General features: G+C 43.2%; 15 protein-coding genes, 1 tRNA gene and 1 other annotated feature. Of the genes, 13 read left to right on the top strand and 3 right to left on the bottom strand.

Translation table 11 applies throughout. The features are described from left to right. The 13 genes from phoU to rplL (ACE1B6_RS14745) all read left to right on the top strand — a co-directional run bounded on the left by phoU (position 1) and on the right by rplL (ACE1B6_RS14745) (position 10,750). Positions 1 to 669, top strand: coding sequence for a phosphate signaling complex protein PhoU (phoU, locus tag ACE1B6_RS14805; protein WP_413258010.1), 669 nt, complete (start codon positions 1 to 3; stop codon positions 667 to 669). 193 nt (positions 670 to 862) lie between these two features. Next, on the top strand, positions 863 to 3,010 hold the full coding sequence (locus ACE1B6_RS14800) for a PhoX family protein (protein WP_413258009.1): 2,148 nt from the start codon (positions 863 to 865) through the stop codon (positions 3,008 to 3,010). Positions 3,011 to 3,066: 56 nt separating this feature from the next. Further along, positions 3,067 to 3,672, top strand: coding sequence for a Crp/Fnr family transcriptional regulator (locus tag ACE1B6_RS14795; RefSeq protein WP_413258008.1), 606 nt, complete (start codon positions 3,067 to 3,069; stop codon positions 3,670 to 3,672). 199 nt (positions 3,673 to 3,871) lie between these two features. Continuing rightward, the gene (locus ACE1B6_RS14790) at positions 3,872 to 5,695 is read left to right on the top strand and encodes an iron uptake porin (RefSeq protein WP_413258007.1); all 1,824 of its coding nucleotides are present in this window, start codon (positions 3,872 to 3,874) and stop codon (positions 5,693 to 5,695) included. Between the two features lie 145 nt (positions 5,696 to 5,840). After that, positions 5,841 to 6,206 (top strand): 50S ribosomal protein L19, encoded by a 366-nt coding sequence (rplS, locus tag ACE1B6_RS14785; RefSeq protein ID WP_413258006.1) that lies wholly within the window; start codon positions 5,841 to 5,843, stop codon positions 6,204 to 6,206. A gap of 162 nt (positions 6,207 to 6,368) precedes the next feature. Beyond that, positions 6,369 to 6,441, top strand: a tRNA-Trp gene (locus ACE1B6_RS14780). 291 nt (positions 6,442 to 6,732) lie between these two features. Beyond that, complete coding sequence (secE, locus tag ACE1B6_RS14775; protein WP_413258005.1) at positions 6,733 to 6,957, top strand: preprotein translocase subunit SecE; 225 nt, start codon at positions 6,733 to 6,735, stop codon at positions 6,955 to 6,957. After that, positions 6,954 to 7,601 (top strand): transcription termination/antitermination protein NusG, encoded by a 648-nt coding sequence (gene nusG, locus ACE1B6_RS14770; protein ID WP_413258004.1) that lies wholly within the window; start codon positions 6,954 to 6,956, stop codon positions 7,599 to 7,601. The genes secE and nusG overlap by 4 nt, the downstream gene beginning before the upstream one ends. 8 nt (positions 7,602 to 7,609) lie before the next feature. Next, positions 7,610 to 8,035: a 50S ribosomal protein L11 gene (rplK, locus tag ACE1B6_RS14765; RefSeq protein WP_413258003.1), complete on the top strand. Its 426-nt coding sequence runs from the start codon at positions 7,610 to 7,612 to the stop codon at positions 8,033 to 8,035. 104 nt (positions 8,036 to 8,139) lie between these two features. Then, positions 8,140 to 8,853 (top strand): 50S ribosomal protein L1, encoded by a 714-nt coding sequence (rplA, locus tag ACE1B6_RS14760; protein ID WP_413258002.1) that lies wholly within the window; start codon positions 8,140 to 8,142, stop codon positions 8,851 to 8,853. A gap of 58 nt (positions 8,854 to 8,911) precedes the next feature. After that, positions 8,912 to 9,082 (top strand) — a sequence feature (ribosomal protein L10 leader region). A 35-nt stretch (positions 9,083 to 9,117) separates the two neighbouring features. Beyond that, entirely contained in the window at positions 9,118 to 9,672 is a 555-nt protein-coding gene (gene rplJ / locus ACE1B6_RS14755; RefSeq protein ID WP_413258001.1) for a 50S ribosomal protein L10, read from the top strand. A gap of 105 nt (positions 9,673 to 9,777) precedes the next feature. Next, complete coding sequence (gene rplL, locus ACE1B6_RS14750) at positions 9,778 to 10,173, top strand: 50S ribosomal protein L7/L12 (protein WP_413258000.1); 396 nt, start codon at positions 9,778 to 9,780, stop codon at positions 10,171 to 10,173. Between the two features lie 184 nt (positions 10,174 to 10,357). After that, positions 10,358 to 10,750 (top strand): 50S ribosomal protein L7/L12, encoded by a 393-nt coding sequence (gene rplL, locus ACE1B6_RS14745; protein WP_413257999.1) that lies wholly within the window; start codon positions 10,358 to 10,360, stop codon positions 10,748 to 10,750. 63 nt (positions 10,751 to 10,813) lie between these two features. Here rplL (ACE1B6_RS14745) and ACE1B6_RS14740 read toward each other — a convergent pair whose 3' ends face one another. The 3 genes from ACE1B6_RS14740 to ACE1B6_RS14730 are packed head-to-tail and all read right to left on the bottom strand — an operon-like array spanning position 10,814 to position 12,935. Next, complete coding sequence (locus ACE1B6_RS14740; protein WP_413257998.1) at positions 10,814 to 11,359, bottom strand: GIY-YIG nuclease family protein; 546 nt, start codon at positions 11,357 to 11,359, stop codon at positions 10,814 to 10,816. 29 nt (positions 11,360 to 11,388) lie between these two features. After that, complete coding sequence (locus tag ACE1B6_RS14735) at positions 11,389 to 12,147, bottom strand: Uma2 family endonuclease (protein WP_413257997.1); 759 nt, start codon at positions 12,145 to 12,147, stop codon at positions 11,389 to 11,391. 29 nt (positions 12,148 to 12,176) lie between these two features. Beyond that, entirely contained in the window at positions 12,177 to 12,935 is a 759-nt protein-coding gene (locus ACE1B6_RS14730) for a Uma2 family endonuclease (RefSeq protein ID WP_413257996.1), read from the bottom strand. Positions 12,936 to 12,970 lie beyond the last annotated feature (35 nt).

Raw genomic sequence — 12,970 nt, 5'->3', positions numbered from 1 at the left:
GTGAACTCTTCTTCCTTCAACTCCCCACCCGAACGCATCCACTTTGAGCGCAGTCTCAGGCGCTTAGAACGTGATGTCCTCAGAATGGGTGCATTAGTAGAACAATCCTTCCGTCTCTCCCATCAATCCCTATTTAACCGGGACTTAGCCGCAGCCGAAGCAATACCCTTACTCGATAAACAAATCGACCAACTCTACCGTCAAATAGAATTAGACTGTGCTGCCTTAATCACATTACAAGCGCCAGTAGCCCAAGACGTGCGCCTACTGAGCGCCTATATGCAATTAGTTCGAGATTTAGAACGTATAGGCGACTATGCCAAAGATTTAGCCGAAATTTCCGTCAAACTCTTTCCTTACCCTCCCCACGCTTACTTATCAGAAATCGCTACCATGTCCCATCAAGCTCAAGCAATGCTAGCTATGAGCCTAGTTGCTTTAGCCGACTTAGACGCAGAAGCCGGAAAAAGAGTCAAACAACAAGATGATGTAGTCGATATCGCCTACGAAACCTTTTACCAACGCCTAGCCGGACAACGCGACATCAAAGGCGTAGTCGAACCAATCCTACTACTAGCCCTAGTCATCCGACACCTAGAACGCATGGCAGACCACGCCACCAACATTGGTCAAAGAGTAGCTTACATCGTCACGGGACATCGGTCTTGATGGGGGACTGGGGACTGGGGACTGGGGTAGGGAAAAACTGAAAATAGCACCCCTGCACCCCTGCTCTAAGTTGCTTAACCTGAAGATTACCAAATGCTTACTTGCGGCTAAACTAAGAGGAATAAAATAAAGGCTGAAATTATAATTTCTTGCTGCCCCCTGCTGATTTAACTACCTAATCACCTTTTTGATTATGAAACTCAAACGCCGAGACTTCCTGTTATTTTTGGGAGCGGGTGCTGCCACAGTAGCTCTAGGTACATATCTTGTTAAACAAAATAAAGGTATTTTTAGTGGAATTGGCTTTCAACCAGTAAAAGGGCCAATGCCTCTGGAAACTCAAGACATTCCAGTAGCGCAGCAAATAGTAGATTTTAATAACTATGAAGTAGTAGATGATTTGGTATTGCCAGAAGGCTACACCTACGATATTGTTGGCACTTGGGGAGATCAAATCGGTGATTCTCGGTTTGGTTATAACAATGATTATTTATCTTTTGTATCTACAGGTACAGATGAAGGATTCTTGACTATTAATTTTGAATATATTAGTGCTTTACCTTGGTTTCAAACTTTCGAGAAAGTCATCGGTAAAAAATTACCTAATTCGGAAATTCAAGCTGCTTTGGAAAAAGCTGGGAAAACTGGAATTAATGCTTTTGCTTTACCACCAGAACAGGCAGAATTAAAAGCAAAAATTCAACAAGTTTCGGAAGAAGCTTTAATAGATCTAGGAATGGGGATTATTTCCATTCGGAAAAATGCTGAGGGAAAATGGGAAAGAACTAACTCTGCTGCTGACCGTCGGATTACCGGAATTAGTGGTTTAAAAGATGGTAAATATTTAGATGTTAGTGGCCCTGGTGTGTTTGTTTTACGGAAGAAAACTGGGCAAGGTTATGTAGATAATTTAGGGGCAAGAATTATTGGGACTTTTGCTAATTGTGCGGGGGGAACAACTCCTTGGGGTACAGTTTTAAGTGCGGAAGAAAACTTTCAAGACCAAGTAGTAGAAGCAGTCTATCCTGACGGTACTTCCTTCGACCCGGGGGAGAGAAAATTTGTGATTGGTGATGGGCAATTGTCTGGTCTGGGAAATGTACTGGGGTTGTCTGGTAACAAATATGGCTGGATTGTGGAAGTCGATCCGGCAAATCCTGAAGATTATGGGATTAAGCATACTTGGTTAGGGCGCTACAGACATGAAGCTGTAGGGGTTAGAGCGGAAGCGGGGAAACCGTTGGCGTTTTATTCGGGGTGCGATCGCAGAGGCGGACACCTGTATAAATTCGTCAGCACAGGCAAAGTCCAAGACCCCAAAGACAAAGCCAACTCCAACCTCCTCCGCTACGGAATGCTCTACGCCGCCGAATTAAACCCCGACGGCACAGGCAAATGGATAGCCCTACAACCAAGTACTCCGGTAAACCCAGTTCTGCCCAGTAACTTAGTTGGCAGACTCGTACCCCTACCCAAACGTCCCGAAGGAGGCATCTACAAAGCGAAATCAGACGCGGAAATTGCCAAATTTAAACAAAATTTCAAAACCTTGGGCGACCTCTACATTGGCACGGCAGAGGAAAAACAAGGGGCAATTCTCGTTGATGCTCACTTTGCCGCTAATGCTGCTGGTGCCACCTGTACCGCCCGTCCCGAAGATACGGAAATTGCCCCAGATGGTTCTTTATATATTACCTTTACCTCTGGTTCTCCCGGTGGAGATGGTGCGCCAGACAAACGGATTTTTCAAGGGCCAAAAGGCGAAACTCCTTGGGAATACGGTTGGATAATGCGCTTAATTGAAGATGAAAATGAACCTGATGCTTTAACATTTCGCTGGGAAATGGTGGCTGTAGGCGGAGAACCAATAGCAGGAGGTGCGGGTTTTTCTAATCCAGATAATATCGCGATCGACAACAATCAAAATGTCTGGATGGTAACAGATATGTCTAGCGGAAAACATAACAATCCTAAGAGCAAAGACAAGGTTGGTTCCTTCGGCAATAACTCTATTTGGTTCATTCCCACTACTGGCGCTAACGCTGGTAATACATATTTATTCGGCATGGGACCAATGGAATGTGAAACTACAGGGCCATTTTTTACTGAAGACCAACAAACCTTATTTTTAGCAGTACAACATCCCGGAGAAGTAAACGGAATTAGGCAAAATTCTACTGCGGAAACTCGCAAATTTACTATGCACACAACCGATGGGGAAAAATTCAGTCAAACTCGCATTACTCCCATTGGTTCTAACTGGCCCGGAAAAGCTGTCAACGACCCCCCAAAACCTGCGGTAGTTGCCATCCGTCGCTTAGATGGTCAACCAATTTCTTAGTGAGTAATTTACCTAATCAATATCATCAACCAACTATCACTTACCACCCAAAATTTATGTTGATTTCTTCACCCCCTTCTGTAAATTCTACTCCGCTCAAACAGCTGACTTTCAGCCGTTACGACCTATTATCATTACAGTCTGATATTTTGTGGAAAATTGAACGGGGAGTTGTTCGGACTTTAACTTGGAGTGAAGACGGAAAACCGATTATTTTAGGGTTTTGGGGTTCAGGGGATATTGTTGGGAAACCTCTTTCTAGCCTAGACCCTTATCAAATAGAATGTTTGACCAGTGTGGAAGTGAACTTGATCCCAAGCAGTATTTGGTATCAATTTATGGATGCAGCAATTGCCCATATTAGACTGAGTGAAGAATTGCTGAATATTGTTCATTGTAGACCAGTTCCTTCCCGATTACTCCAACTATTAGATTGGTTGGCGCGAAAGTTTGGTCGGGATGTGGAACAAGGAAAGTTAATTGAGTTACCTTTGACCCATCAAGCTCTTTCAGAAGCTATTTGTACTACTAGAGTAACCGTGACCCGATTGCTGAAACAATTTGAAGAGGAAGGAATTTTAAAACGTCATGGTCGTTATTTGGTTTTGTGTCAGCCAGTGCAAAAGTTTAAGTTGGAAACTCAAAATAGATCGTTAAAGTAGACGAAGCTTAATCCTCTTTATGCTACCTTAAGTATTGGTAATATATGCCACTTAATTTAGTTATACATTCTTGATGCAGGAACGAGTCATGTATAGCTAAAATTGAAATTAAAAATCAAGTGGAACAAGTTAGCGATCGGTTTAAGTCAAACTTAAAGACTTTCCGAAAAGCAAAATTTAGGTGTGAGGAGAGCAACAAATGTCTACAAGTCTTTGGCATACTCTAAAACTGAGTCCTGCCGTATTAAGTGCCGTAATTATCGCCGCAAATGGAGCAGTAGCAGCAGAAAATTCTGCCAAACCACTGTTGAAAGATGATACAGCTAATGTTAGTGACTTATCTGTAGGTACTTCTTTAAGCCAATTAAATTCCGAACTAGCTGCCTTACCAACTTCTGATGTGACTGTTGATTCACCAAACTTGGATCGGGTAGCACAGAACAGTGAATTAGGTAATGAGCCAGCTGCTAACAATACCTTAGATCAAATTGACCAATACACCCAAGAACCTGCTCCTGCTGTGCAAAGCATGGAAGGAACTCAGGGAACAGAAGGTTTAGATCAAGTAACTTCGGTTTCCCAACTGCGGGACGTAGACCCAACCAGCTGGGCATTCCAAGCATTACAATCTTTGGTAGAAAGATACGGTTGTATTGAAGGTTATCCCGATCGCACCTTCCGCGGCAACCGCGCCATGACTCGTTATGAGTTTGCCGCAGGTTTAAATAGTTGTTTAGATCGGATTCAAGAATTAATTGCCGCATTACCAGGTGGCGTAAGTAGAGAAGACTTAGACCGTTTACGCCGCTTACAAGAAGAATTCGCCGCCGAACTAGCTACCCTACGCGGTCGAGTCGATGCCTTAGAAGCCAGAGTCACAGAAGTAGAAGCTAATCAGTTTTCTACCACCACCAAACTGAGAGGAGAAGTAATCTTCGGCGTAGCTAGCGTGTTTGGGGATGATAGAGCAGTTCCTTCGGGAAGACCCCAAACTTATCAGGGTTTAGAAGACAATGCTATCTTTGGCTATCGGGCACGCCTCAACTTCGACGCTAGCTTTACTGGCAAAGACTTATTGCGAATTCGTTTGCAAGCACGTAACTTTACTTCCTTTTCTGGAGATGTTACCGGAACCAACATGACTCGTCTCTCCTTTGACGGCGATACGGGAGGTAATGTAGAAGTTGATGACCTGTACTATCGATTTCCTCTGGGTAACATCGGAAGAGCTTTCATCGTCGCCAATAGCGGTGAGTTTAACGACTTAGTAACAAACTTCCATCCAGGCTTTGAAAGTAGTGGTAGTGGCGCTATTTCTCGATTTGGTAGATTCAACCCTCTTTACCGTCCCAATGATGGTGGTGTGGGGGCAGCGGTAAACTTGAACTTTGGGGCGATCGGTGTAGACTTAGCTTACCTCGCTCTAAATGGTAGCAGTCCGCTAGAAAAAAATGGACTTTTTGATGGTTCCTATACAGCTTTTGGTCAGTTAGTTCTCTTCCCCAAAGGCAGCTTTAGCCTGGGCTTGACTTATACACACTCTTACTTTCCAGGTTCAAGGGTTAACCTCTTAGGTAGTACGGGTAGTGACTTTGCTCGCAGACCTTTCGGTAATATTGCGACTTTTGCTAATTCCTATGGCGCAGAGGCTACTTGGCGACCCAGCAAGTATTTTCAAATTGCTGGATGGTTCGGCTACACTGACGCTCAATCTCTAGGTCAAGGAAGCAAAGGTTCTGATGCTGAGATTATTAACTATGCGGTGAGTTTAGGTTTTCCTGACTTAGGTAAACCCGGTAACTTCTTAGGTCTGTTGGCTGGCGTTCCACCAAGAGTTACTGATAATGACTTTACTAATCGGGAAGATGATGATACTTCCTATCATTTAGAAGCTTTCTATCGCTTTAGAGTTAGTAGCAACATTTCCATCACTCCCGGTGCGTTTGTGATTCTTAACCCAGAACACAACGACGACAATGATACGATTTGGGTAGGCGTAATACGGACTACCTTTACTTTCTAAGCTTTGAGGTAATTCGTGACAAAGATAAGGATGAAGCATGAGGGGGAAATTTCATGCTTCATTCTTTCTTGGTTTTTGGATGACCAATTGACTGAGAAAGAGGAATCAAGGTAAGATAAAAAATTGTGTGTTTATTTGAAAAGCTATGCACGCTCAAGAAGTTATCCGATCGATTGAAGAGTCATATTTGAAAAAGGATCTGCCGAAAATCTACGTCGGCGATACAATCAAAGTTGGCGTGGTGATTCAAGAAGGTGGCAAGGAACGGACACAGCCTTATGAGGGTGTGGTGATTGCCAAGCGCAATGGTGGGATCAACGAAACGATTACAGTGCGCCGAGTTTTCCAAAATGTGGGTGTAGAACGGGTGTTTTTGCTGCATTCTCCCCGAATTTCTAGCATTAAGATTATCCGTCGCGGTGATGTCCGTCGGGCTAAGTTGTATTATCTGCGCGATCGCGTTGGTAAAGCAACTCGTCTGAAACAGCGGTTCGATCGCCCCACTACATAAGAGATGGGGAAAAGGGGAGGATTTTTTTCCGATCGCCTTTCATTTTGAACTAGACGGCAAAAATTGAGGAGGAAATTTGGAAAAAGTTATAGCAAACCAACTCTTTTTGCGCTAAACTAAGATAATGCAATGGAAAAATACCCAGAGCAGACTCACAAGTAGGCGCTCTTAGTTCAGTTGGTAGAACGCAGGTCTCCAAAACCTGATGTCGGGGGTTCGAGTCCTCCAGGGCGCGTAGTCAACCCAGATTTTTTATAATAGTCTGGGTTTTTTATTGTGAGAGCCTGGGGAGGTGAGCCAGCAGCAGTGGAAATTTCACCGAAATCAGCCGAGTTTCTCCCCGATTCTGGAGAAATCCAGAATCTCTGGTGATTAAGTCAAACACAATATAAAATGGTAGTTTGAGTGGTCAGTGAGGAATAGCATTCTTAAAAGATGCCAAAAAGCTCGAAAATGCTAATTTTGGGTATTTTTGCATGGTTTAAGAGTTCTGTAAATCAAAAGCAAAACGGGGGAATTAAGGAACGTGGCGAAAAAAGGTGAAGCAGAAACTGAAGAAAAACAAGCTGGGTTTAGCGCCGTCAAGTTTTTACAAGGAACCAAAGAAGAACTAGATAAAGTAGTGTGGCCCAGTAGACAGCAGTTGATCAGCGAATCCGCTGCGGTGATTTTAATGGTGATTCTCTCGGCACTTTTGATTTATCTAGTAGATAGCTTCTTTGGTTGGGGATCGGCACAGGTGTTCGGATGAGTGTTATGACAGATGAACCAGACGATCGCGAAAGGCGAGAAGAACAATTAGACGCAGGATTATCCGAAGAAGACTTTCATCAAGGACTTCGTTGGTATGCGGTACAGGTAGCTTCTGGCTGCGAAAAGCGCGTCAAAACCAACCTGGAACAGCGCATCGAAACATTAGATGTAGCCGATCGAATTTTTCAAGTAGAAATTCCTCAGACACCTGCGGTGAAAATTCGGAAAGATGGCAGCAGACAGCACAGCGAAGAAAAGGTTTTTCCGGGCTACGTGCTGGTGCAAATGATCATGGACGATGAAAGCTGGCAGGTTGTCAAAAACACACCAAATGTGATTAACTTTGTCGGGGCAGAACAAAAACGCCGCTATGGAAGAGGGAGAGGTCACGTTAAACCACTACCCTTAAGCCATACTGAAGTCGAAAGAATCTTCAAGCAAGCACGCGAACAAGAGCCTGTCGTCAAAATCGATATGGCTGTGGGAGATAGAATCATCGTCCTTTCTGGACCTTTCAAAGATTTTGAAGGTGAGGTGATTGAAGTCAGTCCCGAACGCAGCAAGCTAAAAGCATTACTATCGATCTTTGGGCGGGATACGCCTGTGGAATTAGAGTTTAATCAGGTTCAAAAACAAAGCTAACGAAATAGATGGCGAAAAAAGTTGTTGCATTAATTAAATTGGCCTTGAATGCAGGCAAGGCCAATCCAGCCCCTCCTGTAGGCCCAGCATTGGGTCAGCATGGGGTGAATATTATGGCGTTTTGCAAAGAGTATAACGCCAAAACTGCCGATCAAGCTGGGATGGTAATCCCGGTAGAAATTTCCGTTTATGAGGATCGCAGTTTTACTTTCGTGTTGAAAACTCCTCCCGCTTCGGTTTTAATTTCTAAAGCCGCAGGAGTAGACAAAGGTTCAGCACAACCTAATCGGAACAAAGTTGGCTCGATTACTAGAGCGCAGCTGCAAGAAATTGCCCAAACCAAAATGCCTGACTTGAATGCGAATGACATTGAAGCAGCGATGAAGATTGTGGAAGGTACAGCCCGAAATATGGGTGTTACCGTCACTGATTAGGGACTGGCGGCCAAATTAATTCCGATTAGCCAAAAGGCAAATTTTTTTGTTAACCATATCGGGGGAGAAGAGAGACTTCGTTAAAAACCCCAGGAGATAAGAAGGTGAAAAAAGTATCGCGCAGACTTCAAGAACTGCGGAAAAAAGTTGAAGAAAGACCTTACCAGCCGTTAGATGCGCTGAATTTGTTAAAAGAGACAGCGACGGCGAAGTTTCCAGAGTCAGCAGAAGCTCACATTCGCTTGGGTATTGACCCAAAGTATGCTGACCAACAACTGCGGACAACGGTGGTGTTGCCCAAGGGTACTGGTCAAACGGTGCGGGTGGCAGTAATCGCCCGTGGGGAAAAGGTGACGGAAGCCAGCAATGCAGGTGCGGATGTAGTGGGATCGGAGGAGTTGATCGACGAAATCCAAAAAGGCAGAATGGATTTTGATAAGCTGATCGCTACTCCTGATGTGATGCCGCAGGTGGCTAAGTTGGGTAAGTTGCTCGGCCCTCGTGGTTTGATGCCTTCGCCAAAAGGTGGTACAGTAACTTTTGATATTGCAGCTGCGATCGAAGAGTTCAAAGCTGGTAAACTAGAATTTCGTGCCGATCGAACTGGGATTGTTCATATCCTGTTTGGTAAAGCATCTTTCACTGCTCAAGATTTGCTGGTGAATTTGAAGGCGTTACAAGAGACGATCGATCGTAACCGTCCTTCTGGTGCTAAAGGTCGTTATTGGCGGAGCGTGTTTGTATCGTCTACAATGGGGCCATCCATTGAAGTGGACATTAACGCCCTACGAGATTTAAAAATAACTGAGGCAGCTTAGTGAAATTTTAGATTGGGGATTTGATTCCCGGTCTGGAATTTAAAATTACCCCAACTCAACAACTAAATAGGTAAAGCCAATGACAGCAGGTGCTTTAGGGCTTAATTTCCTGCCGAGGTGAACGCCTTCTAGCTTTTCTGTTTGCTACAGATCGATTTATCTGGCAGATTATCAGAAAAATAAGCTAAGCGTGACCCCGGCTGAGTAGCTGGGGTTTTTAAGTTGGTGAGGATATTAAAAACGGGATCGGGAGGTGAAAGGAAAATGGGTAGAACGAGAGAAAACAAGGATGCGATCGTCACTGAACTCAAGGAAAGCTTGAGTGAGTCCCAGATGGCGATCGTCATTGACTACCAAGGGCTATCTGTTAGTGAAATCACTGATTTGCGGCGGCGCTTGCGTCCAAAAGGCGCTAGCTGCAAGGTGACAAAAAACACCTTGATGGGACTTGCGGTTGATGGCGATACCAATTGGAAACCGATGGAGGAGTTCTTAAAGGGCCCTTCAGCGTTTCTGCTGGTGAAAGACGATCTCGGTGGCGCAATTAAAGCTTACCAAGACTTCCAAAAAGCGACCAAGAAGACTGCTCTTCGCGGTGGTGTGATGGATGGTAAGGCTTTAAGCCAGGATGAGATTAAGGCGATCGCAGATTTGCCATCCAAGGAACAATTGATGGCACAAATTGCTGGTGCTTTAAATGCGGTGACGGCGAAAATTGCGATCGGAATCAACGAAGTTCCGGCTTCTGTTGCGCGTGCTTTACAAGCTCACGCCGACAAAGAAAAAGAAAGCAATGGTGCTGCCAGCGAAGCAGCTTAGTTATTTGTAATTCGTCATTAGTTTTGAGTTATTCATTTAACTAATGACAAATTACAAATGATTAACAATCAATGACCAAATTTAGTTAATTTTTAGGAGTTTACAATGTCTGCTACAACCGATGAAATTTTGGAAAAATTGAAAGGCTTAACACTGTTAGAAGCTGCTGACTTAGTTAAGCAAATCGAAGAAACTTTTGGTGTTAGTGCTGCTGCTCCTGTAGGTGGCATGATGATGGCGGCTGTTCCTGGTGCTGGTGCTGCTGCTGCTGAACCAGTGGAAGAACAAACTGAATTTACTGTAACTTTGGAAGAAGTTCCCGCTGATAAGAAGATTGCGGTTCTTAAGGTAGTTCGTGGTATTACTGGCTTAGGTTTGAAAGAAGCTAAAGACTTAGTAGAAGCTACTCCTAAAGCGATCAAGGAAAACATCAAGAAAGAAGAAGCTGAAGATATTAAGAAGCAATTGGAAGAAGCTGGCGGTAAGGTTTCCGTTAAGTAATCTTAGTAGTTTTCAGTTCCAGGTAGGGGCGAAAGTGAGCGCGTAATTTTGGCGTTAGCATTCGGGCAAAGATTTAGGTTGTAGGCGATCGATTCTTAGCTGTTTTGCGATCGCTTTCGCCCTCTCCATTGACCAAGAATAAACAACCAACGACCAAATATATTTAATTTATTAGGAGGTTATAATGTCTGCTACAACCGATGAAATTTTGGAAAAACTAAAAACTCTGACTCTGTTAGAAGCTGCTGACTTAGTTAAGCAAATCGAAGAAACTTTTAATGTTAGTGCTGCTGCTCCTGTAGGGATGGTGGGGGTAAATCCTGGTATTCTTCCTAATGTTCCTCCTGACCCAGTTGAAGAAAAAACCGAATTTACCGTAACTTTGGAAGAAGTGCCCGCTGATAAGAAAATTGCGGTTCTCAAAGTAGTTCGTGGTATTACTGGCTTAGGTTTGAAGGAAGCTAAAGACTTAGTAGAAGCTACTCCTAAAGCGATCAAGGAAAACATCAAGGAAGAAGAAGCTGAAGACATCAAGAAACAATTGGAAGAAGCTGGCGGAAAGGTTTCTGTTAAGTAAGTTTAGCTTTGGATATGTCATTAAAAGGAGCCGATTACGGCTCTTTTTTTTGGTGTTCTTCTCCTACTTCAGGTCGAGTAAACCACTGTCTTTAAGTTTAGGATTAAAGCGAATTTCTTCTTGGCAATTACGCTGTTTGAGGGTTTCTAAAATTTCTGTTTCTACTCTTCGAGCCACATTTTTTAATACTTTAGACTGCGCTAATTCATCACCTGCGGCTTTTTCATAATTCGCTTTTTCTTCATCTGTCATTAAAAATTTAACATCAATAGGATCGGTCCATTTAGTTTTATCTGTATCGTTACCAACGGGTATTGTACCATTTTCAGCAATCCAATTATTCATCATATTTTCAAGAATTGTCCGATTAGGCTTTTCAATTGTTTGGAGTTTTAACCAATAACAACTTTGGGGTTGGCGAACAAGGTGCTGTTTTAAGCTGAGATAAACGTCGCGGGAGTAACCGACAAATTGCAGAGTTTTTGCTCGATCGAAAATTGCGTAAACGCCGATTTTACTGGAAAATTCTGAAGGCAATTTGCCATTTTCATCGAGATAGTGAATTTCGGTTAAATTGGCGAGAGATGGGGAATCTGCGGGAGTTGACATGGTTGTTTTGAAATAATTTTCCGGTTTGATTATAACTGTTCTGGGTCGATTCCTTGTTGGCGTAATTTTTCGATTAAATCTTGGTAAATTTGTTGTTGTTGTTCTAGTTGGGCGATCGCATTTTCCGCCCGTTCACGTTCTTGTTCCGCCCTTTGACGTTCCTGTTCCGCCCGTTCACGTTCCTGTTCCGCCCTTTGCCTTTCCGCTTCTCGCAATTGATCCAATTCCACAGGAGTAAGAAACTTTTGTCCATCGGGGCGATAAATTTCGAGAGTATCTTCTTTTAATTCAAATCGAATACCTAAACGAGGACTTACCCAACCATTAAGTTGTTCAATTGGTTCTAACAAATCGCCTGAACGGAGAAACCCTGTTAATTCTATATCATCAGGATCGTAAATGTAATATTCTTCCACTCCATAGCGTTGATAAAATATTGCTTTTTGCACCATTTTTCCGGTACGATTTCCAGGGGAAAGTATTTCAAAAACGACTTGGGGAGGAATGTTATTTTCTAACCATTGTTTGTAGGAACCTCTGTCACCTTTTGGTCTACTAAACACAATCATTGTATCAGGAGCTTGACGAATTTTATTATTGCCTTCAACCGGATACCAAAGTAGATCTCCGGCGACGAAGATATCATCATTGTTGGCAAACAAAATTTCCAAATTTTCCTTAATTACAACGATCCAGCGAAATTGTTTAGTATTATCTGACATTGGTTGACCGTCGCTGTCTGGGTAAATGATTTCTGGGGTAGTTTCAGCGGGGAGTTGTTGTACCATAGCTGTTTAATCGAGAGTTTTGTGATTACTCAAAGTTGTTCTGGGTTAATTCCTTGTTGGCGTAATTTTTCGACCAAATCTTGATAACGTTGTTGTTCTTGTTCCCGTGACTTTCTTTCTTGTTCGAGTTGGGCGATCGCATTTTCCGCCCTTAGCCTTTCTTGTTCCGCCCGTTCATGTTCCTGTTCCGCCCGTTGCTTTTCCGCTTCTCGTAATCGATCCAATTCCACAGAAGTAAGAAATTTTTGTCCATCAGGACGATAAATTTCTAAAGTATCTTCTTTTAATTCAAATCGAATTCCTAAAAGAGGACTTACCCACCCATTCATTTGCTCAATTTTTTCTAACCAATCACCTGAACGTTGTAATCCGACTAATTCAATATCATCGGGGTCATAAATATAGTATTCTTCCACTCCATAACGTTGATAAAACAACAATTTATCTGCCATTTTTCCGGCGCGATTTCCAGGGGAGAGGATTTCAAAAACGACTTGGGGAGGAAGGTTATTTTCTGCCCATTGTTTATAGGAACCTCGATCGCCTTTTGGTCTACCAAAGACTACCATTGCATCAGGCGCTTGGCGAATTTTATTATTCCCTTCAACTGGATACCAAAGCAGATCTCCAGCGACGAAAATATCATCATTATTGGCAAACAAAATTTCCAAATTTTCCTTGATTACAACGATCCAGCGAAATTGTTTAGTATTATCTGACATTGGTTGACCGTCGCTGTCTGGGTAAATAATTTCTGAAGTAGTTTCGGCGGGGAGTTGTTGTACCATAGCCGTTTAGTTTGTTGGGTTGGCTGGGTGTAATA

It is taken from the genome of Floridaenema fluviatile BLCC-F154 (assembly GCF_041929135.1).
Classification (GTDB): Bacteria; Cyanobacteriota; Cyanobacteriia; order Cyanobacteriales; family Aerosakkonemataceae; genus Floridanema; species Floridanema fluviatile.
This window is presented reverse-complemented; position numbering and strand designations above follow the sequence as displayed.

Coding starts and splice junctions, on each gene's coding strand:
- ACE1B6_RS14790 (WP_413258007.1), top strand. CDS start 3,872: ATGTCTACAAGTCTTTGGCATACTCTAAAACTGAGTCCTGCCGTATTA.
- rplJ (WP_413258001.1), top strand. CDS start 9,118: ATGGGTAGAACGAGAGAAAACAAGGATGCGATCGTCACTGAACTCAAG.
- ACE1B6_RS14730 (WP_413257996.1), bottom strand. CDS start 12,935: ATGGTACAACAACTCCCCGCCGAAACTACTTCAGAAATTATTTACCCA.
- ACE1B6_RS14800 (WP_413258009.1), top strand. CDS start 863: ATGAAACTCAAACGCCGAGACTTCCTGTTATTTTTGGGAGCGGGTGCT.
- nusG (WP_413258004.1), top strand. CDS start 6,954: ATGAGTGTTATGACAGATGAACCAGACGATCGCGAAAGGCGAGAAGAA.
- ACE1B6_RS14740 (WP_413257998.1), bottom strand. CDS start 11,359: ATGTCAACTCCCGCAGATTCCCCATCTCTCGCCAATTTAACCGAAATT.
- rplK (WP_413258003.1), top strand. CDS start 7,610: ATGGCGAAAAAAGTTGTTGCATTAATTAAATTGGCCTTGAATGCAGGC.
- ACE1B6_RS14735 (WP_413257997.1), bottom strand. CDS start 12,147: ATGGTACAACAACTCCCCGCTGAAACTACCCCAGAAATCATTTACCCA.
- rplL (WP_413258000.1), top strand. CDS start 9,778: ATGTCTGCTACAACCGATGAAATTTTGGAAAAATTGAAAGGCTTAACA.
- rplL (WP_413257999.1), top strand. CDS start 10,358: ATGTCTGCTACAACCGATGAAATTTTGGAAAAACTAAAAACTCTGACT.
- ACE1B6_RS14795 (WP_413258008.1), top strand. CDS start 3,067: ATGTTGATTTCTTCACCCCCTTCTGTAAATTCTACTCCGCTCAAACAG.
- rplS (WP_413258006.1), top strand. CDS start 5,841: ATGCACGCTCAAGAAGTTATCCGATCGATTGAAGAGTCATATTTGAAA.